The organism is Planococcus dechangensis, assembly GCF_042654465.1.
GTDB lineage: Bacteria > Bacillota > Bacilli > Bacillales_A > Planococcaceae > Planococcus > Planococcus dechangensis.
Genome location: NZ_JBHSGL010000005.1, coordinates 528,664 through 546,532, shown reverse-complemented (window position 1 = coordinate 546,532; position 17,869 = coordinate 528,664). Strand labels below are relative to the sequence as shown.

At 46.4% G+C, this 17,869-nt stretch carries 22 protein-coding genes; 16 read left to right on the top strand and 6 right to left on the bottom strand.

Annotation, left to right across the window (positions count from 1 at the left end):
- The first annotated feature begins 111 nt into the window (after positions 1 to 111).
- A complete protein-coding gene (locus tag ACFO5U_RS05980) occupies positions 112 to 345 on the top strand; it encodes a YneF family protein (RefSeq protein ID WP_058380516.1) in 234 nt (77 codons plus the stop codon).
- A gap of 100 nt (positions 346 to 445) precedes the next feature.
- On the opposite strand, the gene ACFO5U_RS05975 is transcribed toward ACFO5U_RS05980, so the two are convergent.
- Together ACFO5U_RS05975 and ACFO5U_RS05970 are read right to left on the bottom strand one after the other, a co-directional pair.
- Positions 446 to 1,408, bottom strand: a complete 963-nt coding sequence (locus tag ACFO5U_RS05975) for an alpha/beta hydrolase (protein ID WP_377277553.1) — start codon at positions 1,406 to 1,408, stop codon at positions 446 to 448.
- Between the two features lie 12 nt (positions 1,409 to 1,420).
- Positions 1,421 to 2,320 (bottom strand): hydroxymethylglutaryl-CoA lyase, encoded by a 900-nt coding sequence (locus ACFO5U_RS05970; RefSeq protein WP_377277552.1) that lies wholly within the window; start codon positions 2,318 to 2,320, stop codon positions 1,421 to 1,423.
- A 75-nt stretch (positions 2,321 to 2,395) separates the two neighbouring features.
- Here ACFO5U_RS05970 and ACFO5U_RS05965 point away from each other — a divergent pair, with 75 nt between their 5' ends.
- The gene (locus ACFO5U_RS05965) at positions 2,396 to 3,580 is read left to right on the top strand and encodes an acetyl-CoA C-acetyltransferase (protein WP_377277550.1); all 1,185 of its coding nucleotides are present in this window, start codon (positions 2,396 to 2,398) and stop codon (positions 3,578 to 3,580) included.
- Positions 3,581 to 3,592: 12 nt separating this feature from the next.
- On the top strand, positions 3,593 to 3,802 hold the full coding sequence (locus tag ACFO5U_RS05960; protein WP_377277548.1) for a DUF3886 domain-containing protein: 210 nt from the start codon (positions 3,593 to 3,595) through the stop codon (positions 3,800 to 3,802).
- A 41-nt stretch (positions 3,803 to 3,843) separates the two neighbouring features.
- Here the strand turns inward: ACFO5U_RS05960 and ACFO5U_RS05955 are convergent, their stop codons facing one another.
- Entirely contained in the window at positions 3,844 to 3,987 is a 144-nt protein-coding gene (locus tag ACFO5U_RS05955) for a hypothetical protein (RefSeq protein WP_377277546.1), read from the bottom strand.
- A 255-nt stretch (positions 3,988 to 4,242) separates the two neighbouring features.
- Between ACFO5U_RS05955 and ACFO5U_RS05950 the strand changes: the two genes are divergently transcribed.
- The gene (locus tag ACFO5U_RS05950; protein WP_377277544.1) at positions 4,243 to 4,422 is read left to right on the top strand and encodes a hypothetical protein; all 180 of its coding nucleotides are present in this window, start codon (positions 4,243 to 4,245) and stop codon (positions 4,420 to 4,422) included.
- Between the two features lie 108 nt (positions 4,423 to 4,530).
- Positions 4,531 to 6,012, top strand: coding sequence for a flotillin family protein (locus ACFO5U_RS05945; RefSeq protein ID WP_377277543.1), 1,482 nt, complete (start codon positions 4,531 to 4,533; stop codon positions 6,010 to 6,012).
- Positions 6,013 to 6,074: 62 nt separating this feature from the next.
- Here ACFO5U_RS05945 and ACFO5U_RS05940 read toward each other — a convergent pair whose 3' ends face one another.
- Positions 6,075 to 6,494, bottom strand: a complete 420-nt coding sequence (locus ACFO5U_RS05940) for a hypothetical protein (protein WP_377277541.1) — start codon at positions 6,492 to 6,494, stop codon at positions 6,075 to 6,077.
- Positions 6,495 to 6,847: 353 nt separating this feature from the next.
- Positions 6,848 to 7,750, bottom strand: a complete 903-nt coding sequence (locus ACFO5U_RS05935) for an aldo/keto reductase (protein ID WP_377277539.1) — start codon at positions 7,748 to 7,750, stop codon at positions 6,848 to 6,850.
- 80 nt (positions 7,751 to 7,830) lie between these two features.
- On the opposite strand from ACFO5U_RS05935, the gene ACFO5U_RS05930 reads away from it, so the two are divergent.
- The 7 genes from ACFO5U_RS05930 to ACFO5U_RS05900 all read left to right on the top strand — a co-directional run bounded on the left by ACFO5U_RS05930 (position 7,831) and on the right by ACFO5U_RS05900 (position 14,429).
- Positions 7,831 to 8,382 (top strand): NUDIX domain-containing protein, encoded by a 552-nt coding sequence (locus ACFO5U_RS05930; RefSeq protein ID WP_377277537.1) that lies wholly within the window; start codon positions 7,831 to 7,833, stop codon positions 8,380 to 8,382.
- A gap of 104 nt (positions 8,383 to 8,486) precedes the next feature.
- Positions 8,487 to 8,954, top strand: coding sequence for a ferric iron uptake transcriptional regulator (fur, locus tag ACFO5U_RS05925; RefSeq protein ID WP_377277535.1), 468 nt, complete (start codon positions 8,487 to 8,489; stop codon positions 8,952 to 8,954).
- A 68-nt stretch (positions 8,955 to 9,022) separates the two neighbouring features.
- Positions 9,023 to 9,925, top strand: a complete 903-nt coding sequence (gene xerD, locus ACFO5U_RS05920; protein WP_377277533.1) for a site-specific tyrosine recombinase XerD — start codon at positions 9,023 to 9,025, stop codon at positions 9,923 to 9,925.
- 68 nt (positions 9,926 to 9,993) lie between these two features.
- A complete protein-coding gene (gene deoB, locus ACFO5U_RS05915) occupies positions 9,994 to 11,178 on the top strand; it encodes a phosphopentomutase (protein WP_377277531.1) in 1,185 nt (394 codons plus the stop codon).
- Positions 11,179 to 11,195: 17 nt separating this feature from the next.
- The gene (locus ACFO5U_RS05910; protein ID WP_377277529.1) at positions 11,196 to 12,500 is read left to right on the top strand and encodes a pyrimidine-nucleoside phosphorylase; all 1,305 of its coding nucleotides are present in this window, start codon (positions 11,196 to 11,198) and stop codon (positions 12,498 to 12,500) included.
- 67 nt (positions 12,501 to 12,567) lie between these two features.
- A complete protein-coding gene (lysA, locus tag ACFO5U_RS05905; protein WP_377277527.1) occupies positions 12,568 to 13,890 on the top strand; it encodes a diaminopimelate decarboxylase in 1,323 nt (440 codons plus the stop codon).
- 179 nt (positions 13,891 to 14,069) lie between these two features.
- On the top strand, positions 14,070 to 14,429 hold the full coding sequence (locus tag ACFO5U_RS05900; protein WP_377277525.1) for a GNAT family N-acetyltransferase: 360 nt from the start codon (positions 14,070 to 14,072) through the stop codon (positions 14,427 to 14,429).
- Between the two features lie 3 nt (positions 14,430 to 14,432).
- Here the strand turns inward: ACFO5U_RS05900 and ACFO5U_RS05895 are convergent, their stop codons facing one another.
- A complete protein-coding gene (locus tag ACFO5U_RS05895) occupies positions 14,433 to 14,933 on the bottom strand; it encodes a DUF309 domain-containing protein (protein WP_377277523.1) in 501 nt (166 codons plus the stop codon).
- 60 nt (positions 14,934 to 14,993) lie between these two features.
- Between ACFO5U_RS05895 and ACFO5U_RS05890 the strand changes: the two genes are divergently transcribed.
- The 4 genes from ACFO5U_RS05890 (at position 14,994) to resA (ending at position 17,862) form a co-directional block, all read left to right on the top strand.
- Positions 14,994 to 15,767 carry a segregation/condensation protein A gene (locus tag ACFO5U_RS05890; protein ID WP_377277522.1) on the top strand — a complete coding sequence of 258 codons (774 nt, stop codon included), beginning with the start codon at positions 14,994 to 14,996 and terminating at the stop codon, positions 15,765 to 15,767.
- Positions 15,739 to 16,329: an SMC-Scp complex subunit ScpB gene (scpB, locus tag ACFO5U_RS05885; RefSeq protein WP_377277520.1), complete on the top strand. Its 591-nt coding sequence runs from the start codon at positions 15,739 to 15,741 to the stop codon at positions 16,327 to 16,329. The genes ACFO5U_RS05890 and scpB overlap by 29 nt, the downstream gene beginning before the upstream one ends.
- A 161-nt stretch (positions 16,330 to 16,490) precedes the next feature.
- Positions 16,491 to 17,222 carry a pseudouridine synthase gene (locus ACFO5U_RS05880; RefSeq protein WP_377277519.1) on the top strand — a complete coding sequence of 244 codons (732 nt, stop codon included), beginning with the start codon at positions 16,491 to 16,493 and terminating at the stop codon, positions 17,220 to 17,222.
- A gap of 88 nt (positions 17,223 to 17,310) precedes the next feature.
- On the top strand, positions 17,311 to 17,862 hold the full coding sequence (gene resA / locus ACFO5U_RS05875; protein ID WP_377277517.1) for a thiol-disulfide oxidoreductase ResA: 552 nt from the start codon (positions 17,311 to 17,313) through the stop codon (positions 17,860 to 17,862).
- Positions 17,863 to 17,869 lie beyond the last annotated feature (7 nt).

The following is a 17,869-nucleotide window of genomic DNA, read 5'->3' as shown; positions in this document are numbered from 1 at the left end:
CTATAGCTATTCCATATTTTTTAATCCCGTTCATATAGTCACGTCTCTCGATTTATAGTATAATCCTTTTTGGTGCATGATTTAATTGGCAACACGAAGGAGGTAATTTGTATGGATACATGGATCTGGATAGTTATCGTTATCGTGGCTTTACTCGCAGGTGTTGCACTTGGATTCTTTATCGCTCGCCGATATATGATGAAGTATTTGCAGGACAACCCACCAATCAATGAAGAGATGCTGCGGATTATGATGATGCAAATGGGACAAAAACCATCTCAAAAGAAAATCAACCAAATGATGGCTCAAATGAACAAAGCCTCGACAAAACCGGGCAAAAAATAAACGCTTATGCAATTATTCGCCCATAGGTGACGAATACAAAAAAACCACTGTTTCGCTCATGCGAAACAGTGGTTTTTTTCATGCGATTAAGTAAAATCAGTCAACTTGAGATTTGCGCTGAAGCACTAGGATATATTTTCGGCCACAGCATATCATGTTCACTTAAAAAGTCGGCGATCGCCGTTTCGTACTCTTCAGGGTTTTTATTGTATGACTGTGCATGTTCACCTTCGTCGAACAGTTTTAACTGTTTGGCGCCTTGCTTTAGCTTAAATAATTCCTGGCTCATTTTCGGCAAAACGAATTCATCGTTGATGCTATGGATGAACAGCACCGGGTTAACGATATTCTTCACGACTTCGCGTGGCGACACTGTTGTGATGGAATAGCCATCGCGCAATTTCAGGAAAACATTCGCCAAGCGCAAAGCTAATGTGGTGCGCATCGGAGTTGTCGTGCGCATGACATGAAGGATTTGTTCGCTGATATCAGAGTAGGCACAGTCCGAAATATAGAAGTCTGCCGAATCCTCCATCCCTGCATATAAAAGCGTAGTCGCGGCACCCATCGATTCACCATGGATGCCGAAGAACAATGACGGACCGGCATGGAGCTTGAGCGCCTGCACGACCGCCTGGAGATCCAGTTTTTCATAATGGCCGAAACTGGTCGTTTTACCGCCGGATTCGCCGTGGCGCCGGTGGTCATAGACGACTGAGTTAAAGCCGAGCTTTTCGAACAGGCGGGCATATTTCAATGAGTTGATTTTCGTTTCCGTTACTCCGTGGCAAATGATGACATAACGGTCGGTGTCATGTGGCTCCAGAAAAATCGCTTTGATTGGATAGCCATTTGCGGATTCGATCCATTGCTCGCTTTTAGCTGTATTTTCATACCATACTTCATCATAGCGTTTAGCTGCAATTTCGCGTTCCAAAATGAAGGAGTCGTCTTTTTTCTTCACATACATGAGACGGTTGCTGGCAAGGAATCCTAATAAGGCAAAAGAAGCGGTCAAGGTACTCGAGGCAACGGCAGAAGCTATCAATAATCGCTTTTTCATGGAGCTCACACCTCATTTTCTGTTTTTGTACAGCGTATACATTCCTGTTTGCAAGGAATTGCTTACATGCGGTTCAATCAATGAAATGGCTTTAAATAGCTTCTCTAGGTCAACTCCGGTCTCGACGCCCATGCGGTGAAACATATGGACCAGATCCTCTGTCGCGACATTGCCGGTAGCTCCAGGTGCGAATGGACACCCCCCCAAGCCGCCAGCCGAGGCATCGAACCGGTCGATGCCTGCCAGCAGCGCCGCGTATGAATTGGCAAGCGCCATTCTTCTTGTGTCGTGAAAATGCGCGGCAATCAGGATTTCTGGAAAATGTTTTTTTAAACTACTGAACAGTTCGTAACTTTCCTGCGGGTTGGCCATGCCGATTGTATCGGCGACGCTCAATTCATCGACTCCCCAATCGACAAATTGGCGGCATAAATCGATCGTGTCTTGCGCCTCGATCGCGCCTTCAAACGGGCAGTAAAACGCTGTAGAAATGCAGGCACGGACGTATATGCCTTCTCGCTTAGCTTTCTCAATCAATGGGTGCAGCGTCTCCGTGGACTGTGCAGTAGTCTTATTGATGTTTTTTTGATTAAACGAATTTGAAACTCCGACAAAGACAGCGATCGAATCGGCTCCAGCCTGTGAGGCGGCATTGATGCCGCGTTCGTTCGGTGTCAATACGAGCTGACGTCCCATTTTTTTCGTTGCGTCAACAATCTCGCGTGCATCCGCCATTTGCGGAACCCATTTCGGCGAAACGAAGGACGTCAATTCCATTTCTGCCAGTCCAGCAGCTTGCAAGGCATGGATAAAGGCCAGCTTGTCTTCAGTTTTGACCGTTTTTGCTTCGTTTTGCAGCCCATCTCGCGGGCCAACCTCGATTATCGTAGCTGTTTTTGGTAAACTAAACATACTATCCCCCCTTAAGCTTTATTGTAGCGATAGGGGGGATAAAAGAGCAAGAAGCAGACAAGGGGGAAAACAGAAATGTCACAAGAAATCGTAATTGCAAGCGCTGTCAGAACGGCAGTCGGTTCTTTCCAGGGGGCATTGAAAGATGTGCCGGCGACCGACCTCGGCGCGATTGTCATCAAGGAAGCATTAGCTCGCGCGGGGGTAGCGAGTGATCAAGTATCGGAAGTCATCATGGGGAATGTCCTGCAGGCAGGACTCGGGCAAAATCCAGCGCGCCAAGCATCCATCAAAGCAGGGCTGCCGGAGACGGTTCCGGCGATGACGATCAATAAAGTATGCGGTTCCGGATTGAAGTCGATCCATTTGGCTTATCAGGCAATTTTCGCAGGGGACGCAGAAATTGTCGTCGCAGGCGGCATGGAAAACATGAGCCGCGCGCCTTATTTGCTTGAAGGGGCAAGAGATGGTTACCGCATGGGCGACCAGAAAGTCGTCGACAGCATGGTCCATGACGGGTTGACGTGTGCATTCAATAATTACCATATGGGCACGACAGCTGAGAATTTATGTGACCGTTACGATATTTCCCGCGAAGAACAGGACCGTTTTGCAGCCCGTTCCCAAGCGAGAGCTTCAGCGGCAATCGAGAGCGGCCGCTTCGAGGAGGAAATCGTGGCCGTGGAAATTCCACAGCGAAAAGGCGATCCGATCGTCTTCAAGACGGATGATTACGTAAAAGCTTCCTCTACGGAAGAAAAACTCGCGAAACTGCGACCGGCATTCAAGAAAGACGGTTCAGTCACAGCCGGCAACGCATCCGGTATCAATGACGGAGCGGCAGCAGTAATCGTCATGACGAAAGAAAAAGCTGTCGAGCTTGGCATCGAGCCTTTAGCAGTCATTTCTGCGAACGGCAATGCTGGTGTCGACCCTGCGGTCATGGGCATCGGCCCGGTGCAAGCGGTAAAAAATGCACTTGCAAAAGCAAACTTAACATTAGCCGATATCGATGTCATTGAAGCAAACGAAGCATTCGCGGCTCAATCGATTGCAGTGGACCGCGAATTGCAGTTTGACCACGAAAAATTGAATGTCAACGGCGGTGCCATTGCAATCGGCCACCCAATCGGCGCGAGCGGCACACGAATTTTTGTGACGCTTCTCCACGAAATGAAAAAGCGCGATGCCAAGACGGGACTTGCGACACTATGCATCGGTGGCGGACAAGGTGTTGCAACGATCGTAAAACGCCCATAAGGAGAGAATATGATGGCGAAAGATAAAATCAACGACAACGGCCTTTTTTCAGAAGACCAGCTATTGAAGCTGAAAGCCACGAAAAAAGAGCTGCTGAAAGACCAGCAGAAGCTTGAGGAAGAAAAAGAAGCGCAGCGCCAATTCGAACGCAAGCAGCGTGAAAAAAATATGTCGTTTGCAGAATTGCTTGAACGGCACGGAGATTCAGGCGATAAATATTGAACAGAAAATCCCCCTTCCATTTTCGGAAGGGGGATTTTCGTTCAAGTGAACCATTCGAACAGGAACACAATTACATATAAAGGAACTGCGACTAGCAAAATGCCGGCAACAAAATAAGAAAACACCCATAAAATCCATCTAGCCACATCACGGATTGCGCCAGCCAAGTCATCGATAAATTTCATATGCCGCCTCCCTCACTGCTCAATGCAATTATTAAAATCAATTGTTATCCATTTATTTCTATTTTATCAGAGTAGAAGACTTCCGTGTATCCACCTTAAATAAACTATAAATTTCCAAAAAATTTATATTTCCCAATTCGAAACAATTGTTATAATGGAAAAGAGAGCAAAGCATGTTTCCGGTGGTGCAATCATCAAATAGCGCTGAGGGGAATCTATAAAACTGGAACATATTGATTGCAGGAGGAATATACAATGACGGAAGAAGAATTGCCAACAAATACGGAACTCGAAGCTAGCCCAAGGTTAGAAGAAAAACAGAAGGCTTTATTGTTTCGTCCCGAATCAAAACCGCTTCTTTACTTTATTTATTTCCTATTGGTTTTATTAATGTTTTCAACGATTTTTTCCGTCATCAAAGTAGTAGCGGAATAATCGTTTTTTTTTTCTGGTTATTCTTTTCCTTTTTATGAAACGTCTTCCTAATTCACTCGTATACTATATGGCAAGAACAGATTAGCCTAATGAAGGGGATGGGATGTTATGGAATCGATCGGAATAATTACAGGTTTGATTGTCGTCGCAATCTTGGCGGCAATTGGCGGTATCGGCTATTTTTTCTGGATGAAAATTCGTTACCGGACTGCCAAATCAAATGAGGCGTTGATCATCACGGGGCCAAAACTTGGCGATCCACAAAAAGATACGAATATATTTACGGATGATGAGGGACGCTCGATGAAAATCATTCGTGGCGGCGGATATTTACTGCGTCGTTTCCAAACCTCAACACCGGTTAGCTTAACTTCTTTCCAGTTGAAACTGTCGACACCGCGTGTCTATACGAATGCAGGCGTGCCGATCGTAGCGGATGCGGTCGCAATGGTGAAAGTTGCCGATACATTAAACGGCATCGCAAACTATGCAGAACAATTTCTCGGCAAAGAACAGGAAGAAATCGAACTGGAGATCATCGAGGTACTGGGCAGTAATTTACGTGCCATTCTCTCGAAGATGACGGTTGAAGACATCAATAGCGACCGTGAAAAATTCAACACCGATGTTCAGGAAATTGCTCAAAAGCAACTTGATTTGATGGGCTTTAAAATTACTTCGCTAGGTCTGACGGATCTAAGAGATGCTGATGAAAACAATGGTTATTTGGAAAACCTAGGACGACCGCGTATCGCTGAAGTTCGCAAGTATGCAGAAATCGCTGAAGCGAATACAGAGCGTGAGACACGCATTCACCGTGCGCAAACCGACCAGGAAGCGAAAGAAGAAGAGTATAAGCGCCAAATTTCCATCGCTGAATCGCGTAAGCAAAAAGATTTGAAAGATGCAGCGTTTATGGAAGAAACCGAACGTGCACGCGCCAAATCGGAACAATCGTATGAACTCGAAAAGGCCAAACTCGCCATGGAAATCCAAGAAGAAGAATTGAACATGCAGTTTATGGCGCGCGAACGCGCGGTTCGCCTTGAGGAAGAAGAAAGCAAGGTCCGTAAAACAAAAGCGGATGCCAGCTATTACGAAACGACACGTACGGCTGAAGCGGAAGCGAAACGTTCTGTCATCGATGGTGAAGCGAAGGCGAAGATCAAGCGCGACGAAGGGGCTGCCGAAGCGGAAGTTATCCGTGAACGAGGGAAAGCGGAAGCGGAATCACGCAAACTATTGGCAGAAGCGATGGAAGAGCATGGCGATGTCATCATTGCAGAAAAACTCATCGAAATGATTCCAATATTCGCCGAAAAAGTAGCTCAGCCGCTTAACAATATTGATTCGGTGAAGATCATCGATTCTGGTAACGGCCAAGGCGTTCCGTCTTTCGGCAGAAGCGTGACGCAAACAATGGTCGACATGCAAGAGCCTTTGAAGGAAATGACTGGCATTGATATTGGTGAAATGTTGAAATCATATACCTCGAAAAGCGCAGCAATAATTGAACGCCCGCAATTCCAAGCGGCTGAAGAAAAACAGCCGCCCGCTGATGAAACAAAGGACGATCCGGAACAAGTGTAAAAAGAAAACACATAAAAAGACGGAGCACAGAATTTCTGTGCTCCGTCTTTTTCGTCTGATTATCAGACCGTCATAATGTCTTTAAAAATTTGTTTTATGCTTTTTGCGACATCATGTATATGGAATTCTTTCCGAGCTTCGGCTTTCTGCTGCTCGATGAATGTTTCTGAAGTACGGTTTTTTGAAAAAGGCGTCAATGTATGAAGCTCTTTTGGCTGGCTTTCTGCCAACAATCGCAATGATGCGAAAACCGGCTCCGAAATCTCAAATCGGTGATAGCCGTTTGGCATATTGATGATTTTTTCCGGGGCGTCTGAAAGCAGCCAATTGTCTTCCGCTTCCCAAGCCAACTTATGATTTTTAAATTCCTGTCCAAGCGATCTTGTCACAGACTCAATAACTAGATAGGAGTGCATGGAAATAGCGTCGCCATCTGCTGAGTGGTAAGACTTTTTGGATTGGGTCAAATAAAAATTCATCATTTTGAACGCCCCCGATTTCGTGAAATTAACCATTTAAAATTTCAGTCGTAATCAGTATATTCACTTTTGGCTATGCTTTCAAACCTGCAAAAGTCCTTTTTCAAAAATAAATCCGAACTTAATTCAACCGGCTAGGAAAGTATATTTCGGCAACGAAAAAGGGCTGTAACTCCACTGTCTAAAAGGTTTTCAAGAGTGCCATATATTCATTTTTTAAACCGTATAAGTATTGCTTAAAAAAAAAGGGCCAAACGTCCTTGATTAAAGTAAACGAATAGATTGAGGGTAGATGAGCCGCCTTTGATAGCAAATTGACAGCATGCCCGGATTTTTGTACAAATGGCTACGATACATTAATCCCGGTGTTCTTTATAATAGTCCAGACGGGTAACTTGTTTGGCTTGTTCAATCTGTTCAGTACTGACAGAGGTTTCATAAGCTTCCAGCGTTTCGCGCAATTGTTCCGGACTGCTCGCTCCCGTAACAGCAGCTGCGACTGTGCTATTTGACAACACGGTGTGAATGGAAAGTGCATGAACGCTGTCATGGATTTTTAAAAGCTTGCTTAATGTATCCAAAAGCTGGGTTTCGTCATACTGCAAATACTTGCCCATCTTTTGTGCGCGGGAAACCCCTTCCGCCGTCAGCAATCCTTTCGCCAAGCTACCGCGGGCCACAACAGAGCGGCCTGTATCACCGATGGTTTTCAAAAACTCCTCCGGGCGCCTGTCAAGTAGGCTATATTGCATCATAATGGACGAAATGTCACTGTTTTCTAGAAAACGTCGGATGACATTCGGTCGGATCGAAGAAATTCCATATGCACGGATGAGGCCTTCCTGCTTTAGTTCCTCGAAGGCCTGAATCGTTTCTTCCGAGTTGTCTGTTATCATGCCGCCATGAAGCTGATACAGGTCCAAGTAATCTGTCTGTAAGCGGCGCAGCGAATGATGGATCTGCGTTTTAATATATGTTTTCCCGGGATTCCATTGCACTTCGTCAGAATCCTGTGTCCATTGGTTGCCGACTTTGCTGGCTAGTATTATATCGCCCCTATGTTTGCTGAGAGCCTTGCCGACCAATTGTTCATTCTTTCCTTTGCCATAAAAATCAGCTGTGTCGAAATAATTGATACCGTGATCGATGGCTTGATCAATGATTGCTTGTGCCTTTTTTTTATCTTCCGGAAGCGACATGCAGCCGAGTGCAATTTCACTTACTTCAATTCCGCTAGTGCCGAGCATATTCTTCTTCATTGCTACACCCCATTATTAAATTTTGTTTCTCCTATGTTATACTTTGCGGTATTGTTACCACAAATGAAAAGAGGTTTACTATGAAAAAATTTGAAGAAAAGACGATTCACAGCGAGCGTCTATACGAAGGCAAAGTCATTAATTTAAAAGTGGATGATGTGTCCTTGCCTAACGGAAAGCAGTCCAAGCGCGAGTTGATTGAGCATCCCGGAGCAGTGGCGATCATAGCGGTGACAGACGAGCAGAAAATCGTTATGGTCGAGCAATACCGGAAAGCGTTGGAGCGGTCGCTAGTCGAAATTCCAGCTGGTAAACTAGAACCGGGGGAAGCGCCGGAGACGACAGCGATGCGCGAGCTGGAAGAAGAAACGGGCTATTCTGCGGAAAAACTTGAAAAGCTCATCAGTTTCTCGACTTCTCCAGGGTTTGCAGACGAAGTCGTCCATCTATTTCTCGCTGTGGGCTTGCACAAAGCCGTAAATGGAGCAGTGACAGATGATGATGAGTTTGTGGAATTAATGGAAGTAACGATAGCAGATGCAGAAGAAATGATCCGAAGCGAACGGATTTACGATGCAAAAACAGCGTTCGCTGTGCAATGGGTAAAAAACTACTTATCAGATAAGAATTAATCCAATTACTATTTGATAATGATTCTAAATAATAAACGGCATCGATTGTTGTAATCGAGAACGCCCTTTTGATATAATGAAAACAGTTTGAGGGAGGGCGTCGCATGGAAACAAGGATTGATCGAATAAAAAAGCAACTGCACGCTGCGAGTTACAAGCTGACGCCACAGCGTGAAGCAACGGTCCGCGTCTTGCTGGACCACGAAGAAGACCACCTGAGCGCCGAGGATGTTTATCTTCTCGTCAAAGATATTGCTCCGGAAATCGGCTTGGCTACTGTTTACCGCACATTAGAATTACTAACTGAATTAAAAATTGTCGATAAAATAAATTTTGGGGACGGCGTCTCACGCTATGATTTGCGCCAAGAAGGGGCAGCTCATTTCCATCACCATCTCGTGTGCTTAGAGTGTGGGGCGGTCGATGAGATTCAGGAAGACTTACTCGAAGATGTAGAAGCGGTAGTGGAAAAGCGCTGGAATTTCCAAATTAAAGATCACCGTCTGACTTTTCATGGCATATGCTGGCGCTGCAATGATTTAGGTGCTGAAAAGCCAGAAAACAACGCATAAAAGGCGGCCTTTTGAAGGCCGCCTTTTTTTCGTAGCCGGTAAAACGGCTTAACGAAGGAGGAATAACGATGAAAGATGCGAAAGATGCACTAGATGATTATTTGCATTTTCTCCGAGTAGAGAGGCAGCTTGCTGAAAATACGCTCGTTTCGTACACACGCGATTTGAAAGCTTATTTGCAATTCATGGAAGAGGTAGAGCAATTGCCATCGGTTGGAAAAATCGAGCGGGTACATATATTAAACTATTTGCGCCACTTGCAGGAGACCGCAAGAAATTCGCGAACCGTAGCGCGCCATATCTCCTCTATCCGCTCGTTCCACCAATTCCTCATCAGGGAAAAACGCAGCGATACGGATCCAACGGTTCACCTGGAAATGCCCCAAATGGATAAAAAGCTACCAAATGTCTTGTCCATCGAAGAAGTTGATGCCTTGTTGGAATCACCAGATACTTCTAAAGCAAGCGGTCTGCGCGACCGCGCGATGCTTGAGTTGCTATATGCAAGTGGCATGCGTGTCAGTGAATGCATCAATTTGGATATAGAAGATGTTCATTTGACGATGGGATTCGTGCGCTGTACCGGAAAAGGCGGCAAAGAGCGAATTATTCCACTCGGGCGGGCGGCTCTTGAAGCTAACCGTCAATACATCGAGTCTGGCCGTCTGGAGATGCGCAAGCCATCTGAAAAAACAGACGCACTGTTTATTAACCAACGCGGCAAACGTTTGACGAGGCAAGGTTTTTGGAAATTATTAAAACAGCATACGCAAAAAGCAGGCATTCAAAAGGAATTGACGCCACATACATTGCGCCACTCGTTTGCTACCCATCTAATTGAAAATGGTGCCGATTTACGCGCTGTTCAGGAAATGCTCGGCCACGCCGATATTTCGACGACTCAAATCTACACACATGTCAGCAAAACACGATTGAAAGATGTTTATAGCCAATTTCATCCACGTGCATAAGAGAGGTCTGACTTCCGACAAGAGTATCTTTTGTGGTAGAATCAAAGCGTAAATAAGGAGGAACTAACATGACAATGAAACCGTTTACCCGCATTCATTTAGTAGTACTGGATTCAGTCGGCATCGGAGAAGCAGCGGATGCTGAAGCTTTTGGAGATAAAGGTGCAAATACGCTCGGACATATTGCCGATTCAGTCGGCGGCTTGAACATGCCGAACATGGAAAAGCTTGGGCTTGCGAATATTGTTCCTGTCAATGGACTTGAGCAGCAGCAACAGCCAAGTGCCCATTTTGGCCGACTGCAGGAAGCATCGGTCGGGAAAGATACGATGACGGGACACTGGGAAATCATGGGTTTGAACATTGATACGCCGTTCAAAGTATATCCACAAGGATTTCCGGAACAATTGATCACAAAGCTTGAACAAGCGACAGGCCGAAAAGTCATCGGCAACAAGCCGGCAAGCGGTACGGAAATTTTGGATGAGCTGGGCCAAGAGCATATGGAAACCGGTTCATTAATTGTTTATACTTCAGCGGATCCAGTTCTTCAAATTGCAGCACATGAGGAAATCATCCCGCTCGAGGAGCTCTACCGCATATGCGAAATTGCCCGCGAGCTGACGCTTAGCCCGGAATTTCTTGTAGGCCGTATCATTGCTCGCCCATTTGTTGGAGAGCCAGGGGCATTCAAACGGACGAGCAATCGCCACGATTATGCGCTGGCGCCATTCGAACGCACTGTCATGAATGAATTGCAAGACGCTGGAAAAGACGTCATCGCGATTGGCAAGATCAATGACATCTACAATGGGGAAGGCGTCACCGAATCGCTGCGGACGACCGACAATGAGGACGGCATGGATAAACTCGTCCAAGTGCTTGGCAAGGATTTCAATGGATTGAGCTTCTTGAACTTGGTCGACTTTGATGCACTGTTCGGCCACCGTAGAGATCCGCAAGGCTATGCTGAAGCATTGGAAGCCTTCGACCGACGTTTGCCGGAAGTGCTTGCTGGGTTAAAAGAAGATGATCTGCTGATCATTACTGCAGACCACGGCAACGACCCGACCTTCCCGGGAACAGACCATACGCGTGAATATGTGCCGCTGCTCGCTTATTCAAAACGTTCGAAGGGCGGCAACGACCTTGGCACAGGAGAAACCTTTGCGGATATCGGTGCGACTATCGCTGATAATTTCGCGTGTGAATTGCCGAAGTTCGGCACAAGCTTTCTTTCGAAACTAAATTAAAAAGGCGGTAATTATCGATGAGAATGGTGGACTTGATTGAAAAGAAACGGGATGGCCATGAGCTGTCCACAGATGAAATCCGTTTTATCGTGTCAGGCTACACCCAAGGGGATATCGCCGATTATCAAATGAGTTCGTTTTTGATGGCGGTATTTTTCCAGGATATGAGTGAGCGCGAACGTGCAGATTTGACGATGGCGATGGCGGAGTCTGGCGACCAGATCGATTTGTCAGCCATTGAAGGCATCAAAGTGGATAAGCACTCGACAGGAGGCGTCGGCGATACGACGACGCTAGTCCTCGGGCCGCTTGTTGCAGCATGCGGAGTACCGGTTGCGAAAATGAGTGGCCGCGGACTCGGACACACCGGCGGGACGATTGATAAACTCGAAGCGATCGACGGTTTCCACGTCGAGCTGTCGACAGAAGATTTTATCCGCCAAGTCAACGAACACAAATTGGCGGTCATCGGCCAAAGCGGCAATTTGACGCCTGCCGATAAGAAAATGTATTCCTTGCGAGATGTAACGGCAACCGTCAACAGCATCCCACTTATCGCGAGTTCGATCATGAGCAAAAAAATCGCAGCCGGAGCCGATGCCATTGTCCTTGACGTGAAAACCGGCGAAGGTGCGTTTATGAAAACAGAAGAAGATGCCAAAAAACTCGCACACGCTATGGTCGGTATCGGCAACGCCACTGGCCGAAAAACGATGGCCATCATTTCGGACATGAGCCAGCCTTTAGGGTTTGCGATCGGCAACGCGCTGGAAGTAAAAGAGGCGATCGAAACGCTGCAAGGCAAAGGCCCGAAAGATTTGACCGAATTATGCCTTGTGCTCGGAAGCCAAATGGTCGTCGTCGGCGGCAAGGCGAAAACGCTCGAAGAAGCTCGCGTCATGCTTGAAGGCGTGATTGAAGATGGATCAGCGCTAGAAGCATTCCGTCAATTGATCAAAGACCAAGGAGGAAATCCTCAAGTGATCGATGATGTTTCACTGCTGCCGCAAGCGAAATTCGTCACTGAACTGCCAAGCAAGCAAGATGGCTACATTTCCTTTATGGAGGCGGATGAAATCGGGACGGCGGCAATGGTGCTCGGCGCTGGACGCGCCACCAAGGATTCTGTCATCGATTTGTCGGTCGGCTTGGTGCTGCATAAGAAAGTCGGCGATTTCGTCAAACAAGGCGAGTCGTTGGCAACCATTTATTCAAACACACAAGACCTCGCAGAATGCCAGGAAATGTTATACAATAGTATCGAGTATTCAAACGAGCCGGTTGAAGCGATTCAGCTAGTCTCTGCTTTGATCACCGATTAAACGAATCTTGCTGGGTCTAGGCTCAGCAGGATTTTTACTTTACATAGCCCATTCAGGAGGAGTCGCCATGCATTTATACGGGACACAATCAATCAACGAACTAGGACATTTGACGATCGGGGGAGTTGACACAGTCGACCTCGCAGCGCAATACGGCACGCCGCTTTTTGTCTATGACATCGCTTTATTCAGGGAGCGTGCACAGGCATTCCAGAAAACTTTCGAAAATGAGCAAGTCGGCTACCAAGTCGCCTATGCCAGCAAAGCCTTTTCCGGCATCGCCATCTACCAAGTCGCATCACAAGAAGGGCTGTCGCTTGATGTCGTTTCTGGCGGCGAGCTGTTTACAGCCATCCAAAGCGGGTTTCCCCGTGCGAAAATCCACTTCCACGGCAATAATAAAAGCCAAGAGGAAATCGACATGGCATTCGATGAACAAATCGGCTGCATCGTAGTCGACAATTTCTACGAAATCGAATTGCTGAAAAAAACGGCAGAACAGCGAAAGCAGAAGATGAATATCCTGTTGCGGGTGACGCCGGGCATCGAAGCGCATACGCATGACTATATTACGACTGGCCAGGAAGATTCCAAATTCGGATTTGACCTGGGCAATGGACAGGCGGACGCAGCATTTAAAGAAACTTTCGAACATGGCTATTTGAACTTGATCGGATTGCACTGTCACATTGGCTCACAAATTTTCGATACGGCCGCATTTCAAATGGCGTCCGAAAAGCTGTTGCTGAAGATGGCTGCATGGCGCAATGACTTTGCGTATACATGCACAGTGTTGAACTTAGGCGGAGGTTTCGGCATTCGCTACACTGAAGAAGATGTGCCGCTCGAACCTGCTGTATACGTGCAGGATATGATCCGCACTGTTAAAGCTGCATCGTCACAAGTGCAATTTCCTGTGCCGGAAATTTGGATCGAACCGGGCCGCTCGCTGATCGGGGATGCCGGAACGACTTTGTATACGATCGGATCGATGAAAGAAGTGCCCGGAACACGCCGCTATGCTGCTGTTGACGGAGGCATGTCAGACAATATCCGACCGGCCTTGTACGGTGCGAAATATAGTTCCTTGATCGCAAACCGTGCCGAGGAGCAAGCTTCAGAACTTTATACCATCGCAGGTAAATGTTGCGAATCCGGAGATAAACTGATCGAAGAAGCACAGTTGCCGGAAGTCAGAGCAGGGGACATTCTCGCTGTGTTCTGCACAGGCGCATATGGCTACTCGATGGCCAGCAATTATAACCGGATTACACGCCCCGCTGTAGTCTTTGTGGAATCAGGCCAGCATCAGCTCGTCATCCGCCGGGAAAGCTTTGAGGATTTGGTGAAAAATGAAATAGGGTATTTGCAGGAGGGGACCAGACGATGAGAAAGCAAAACATCAGGCTATTTCTTTTCGTTCTCTTTATGGCATTTTCCTGGGGCATCGTCTACTGGCTGTTTTTTGCACAGAACGTCATGGAGTAGCTTTTGTGGAAACTTGAGTTATTAAAGCATTTATAGTAGTATGGGTGAAGCTGCTTTTAAGATGAAAATGAGGGATCAATTATGCTATACAGATACAAAAAATCATTTGAAAAGATCGCCATGGGCTTATTGTCGTTCATGCCCAAAGAGCGCGAACTAAAAAAGCTGCAGCAGACCATGCACATTTACGAAGAAAATCCGGAATGGCAATTGTTCTTATGGAAAAAAGAGGACGATTTCGTTGGGTTATTAGGTGTGGAAGTCGCAGAAGATCATTATATTGTCCATCATGTATCGGTGAACCCGTCCCACCGCGGAGACGGCATCGGCCATGAGATGATCGATAAAATACAAGACATCATGCAGCACCGGGAAATGCGGGCTACAGACGAAACCGAAGCGTTCCTGAATAAATGCCCAGTAAAAAAAGGCGGCCTTTAATTCTTAAAGGTTTCGCCTTTTTTTCTGTTGCCTGAGCGCAATGATTTGCGTACGGTCGCGCAAACGATGCTTATGCATGAGATAATAATCGTCATATTGAGGGGGCAAATACTGTTGTTTTTGCTGCTCCACCGCGCGTATCAAATCACCCGGCAAAAGAGGCAGTTCGCGATGTTCGTAAGGAAGTCGTTCTGTCACGGCTTGAATCGAATCGGTCAACAGCTCGATTAATTGTCCATGATCAAAACCTTCTGTCCAAATGTTTTCTTGGGCCAGTTTCGGTTTCGCGCGAATAAACGAGCGCAATGCGCCTGGAAAGTTGCTGCGGCGCCAGTGATACATGCCGACGGCCAGTTGGATCCAGCCAGTCAAGGGATGGGTCTTGTCTTTTGGTGCGATTTCTTTCCAGTACTCCTCGCCAACTTCGTGGCATTCAAAATAATCTCTTTCATCATTGAAGTGTATAATGTATTGAAGAAACAACGGATGGGTGAGCGGGTGCATTTGGATCCCCTTTCTTTTATAATGAAGTAATAGGAATTTGAACAGTCAGGTGGTCAGAATATGTCTTATGAAGTAAAAGTGGAAGCCTTTGAAGGCCCTCTTGATTTATTATTGCATTTAATCCATCGTTTGGAAATTGATATTTACGACATTCCGGTTTCCCAAATCACTACACAGTATATGGAGCATATACGCGCAATGCAAGTTCTCGAACTCAATGAAGCGAGTGAGTACTTGGTAATGGCAGCTACATTATTAGCCATTAAAAGCAAAACGCTGCTGCCGGTGCATGAAGGGGAACTGGAGGATATCGATTATGAATTGGTTGAACAAGACCCGCGTGATGAACTGGTAACGAGGTTGATCGAATACAAAAAATACAAGGAAGCGGCAGGCGAGCTGAAAAAGATGGAAAACGCCCGTGCAATCTTGTATTCAAAAGCGCCCGATGATTTGTCGGAGTTGCAAGAGCAGCAAGTTCCAGTCGACATTGATGCCAACGCTTATGATATGCTCAGCGCATTCCAAAAGATGCTGCGCAGAAAACAATTAAGGGCACCCCTTGCAACACGCGTGGCTAGGCAGGAGTTGTCGATTAAACAACAGATGGGCGCAATGGTCGACCTATTGAAATCGCATCATGGACGTGCCAGCTTTTCACAACTGTTTCCGTCTGATGATCGATCTGTGCTTGTCGTCTCATTCCTATCGCTGCTTGAATTGATGAAACGGCAAGTGATCCTAGTGGAACAGCAAAAAAACTTCACTGATTTGTCGGTGGAACTGAGAAAGGAATCGTGGCAAGATGAAGAAGAATCTTCCGGGTCAAATTGAAGCACTGTTGTTTGTAACAGGCGATGAAGGACTCACTTTGAACCAATTGCAATTTTTAACCGATGCAACGGCAGAACACATCGAACGGGCGCTGGCCGAGCTGAAGAATCTCCATGACCAGCAAGGGCATGGCATCATGCTGAAAGAACTCGCGGGTGTCTATCAATTGGTCACGAAACCGGAGCTTGCGGAAACGATCCAGAAATTGGTCGAGAACCCTAGCGTCCAATCTTTATCCCAAGCATCATTGGAAGTATTGGCGATTGTTGCTTATAAACAGCCGATTACTCGCGTAGAGCTTGAGGACTTGCGCGGAGTGAAAAGTGAAAAAGCACTTGCGACATTATCCGGCAAAGGATTAGTTAAAGAATGCGGGCGTGCAGAAGGAACCGGCCGAGCGATTCTTTATGGAACGACAGCGGAATTCCTGAATTATTTCGGTTTGAAAAATTTGGACGAACTGCCTCCGCTTCCTGAAGAACTGTCGGACGATGCGGACGAAGAAACCGATTTGTTCATGACGAAATTTCAAGAAGCTTTCAAAGAAGAAGTAAATGTATAAGGGCTTACTGGGAAGACTGGGACGCATCAACAGTCTTCTTTTCATTTGAGCGATGCGCTTTCTCTTTACTTGGAATTATGACATAATTCCGTTTAGCTGGAAGGCAGTGTACGGAATCGGTCATTATGGGCCGATAAATCAATAGATGGGGTGAACCGTTAATGGAAAGATTACAAAAAGTGCTGGCTCATGCAGGAATTGCATCGAGACGTAAAGCAGAACAGATGATTTTGGATGGCAAAGTTAGAGTGAATGGAAAAACAATCAAAGAATTGGGCGTCAAAGTATCCGCATCCGATAAAATAGAAGTAGAAGGCGTCCAGCTCGAGAAAGAGCGTAAAGTATATTTTCTGCTATACAAGCCTAGGGGCGTCATATCAGCAGTTACCGACGACAAAAACCGTAAAGTAGTGACTGAGTTTTTCCCGAACGTTGAAGAGCGCATTTACCCGGTCGGACGTCTGGACTATGAAACATCAGGGTTATTGCTGTTGACCAATGACGGTGAATTCGCCAATAGCTTGACTCACCCGAAATTTGAAATCGACAAAACCTATGTTGCCCGACTAAAAGGGATTCCGGCAAGAGAAGATCTGCAAAAGCTGGAGCGCGGAATTAAATTGGAAGATGGCATGACGGCGCCAGCGAAGGTCAAGCTATTGTCCGCAGATCGCAAAGCGGCAAAAGCCATCGTCCAAATTACAATTCACGAAGGCCGCAATCGCCAAGTCCGCCGCATGTTCGAAGCGATCGGTTTTCCGGTCCAGAAATTGAGCCGCGAACAATTCGCCTTTTTGACCCTGCATGGTTTGAATGCAGGCGAATCCCGTGAACTGAGCCCTCATGAAGTAAAATTGTTGCGCGTTCTGGCAGATACTGGGAAACGTCACTAACGTTCACAAACCATTCAAAACTGGCCTCAGGCGACTAGTGAAACTTTGCTATAATTGGGTTGCATCTTTCCTTCGAAGGAGGATTCTCATGAGTCCGGAAAAAAAACGAAACAAAAAACAAAATAGAACGATCATGCGCACAGCCATTTTGCTATTGTTGATCGCTGCCATCGGCTATACGATCTATAATAGCGTGACAGCGGGAGATGTCGAAGTGTTGAAAGTGGGAGATCAAGCACCTGATTTCACATTGACGGATTTGAGTGGGGAAACCCATAAGTTGTCAGAGTACGAAGGTCAAGGTGTTTTCTTGAACTTCTGGGGCACTTGGTGTGAACCGTGCATTCGAGAAATGCCGGCAATGTCCAATCAATACGATGTTTATGAAGAGCAGGGCGTACAAATTCTTGCCGTCAATATTGCTCAATCGAATTTTGAGGTAGAGACGTTTGCTCGCCAATATGGACTTGATTTTCCGATTGTCATCGATCGTGATAAAAGTGTCATGACTGCTTATAACATCCGCCCGCTTCCAACAACGATGCTCGTAAATCCGGAAGGCAAAATCGAGCGCATCGTCACCGGTGAAATGACAGAAGAGGACATCGCAGGTTATATGGAAGAAATCAAACCTGAATAAGGAGATT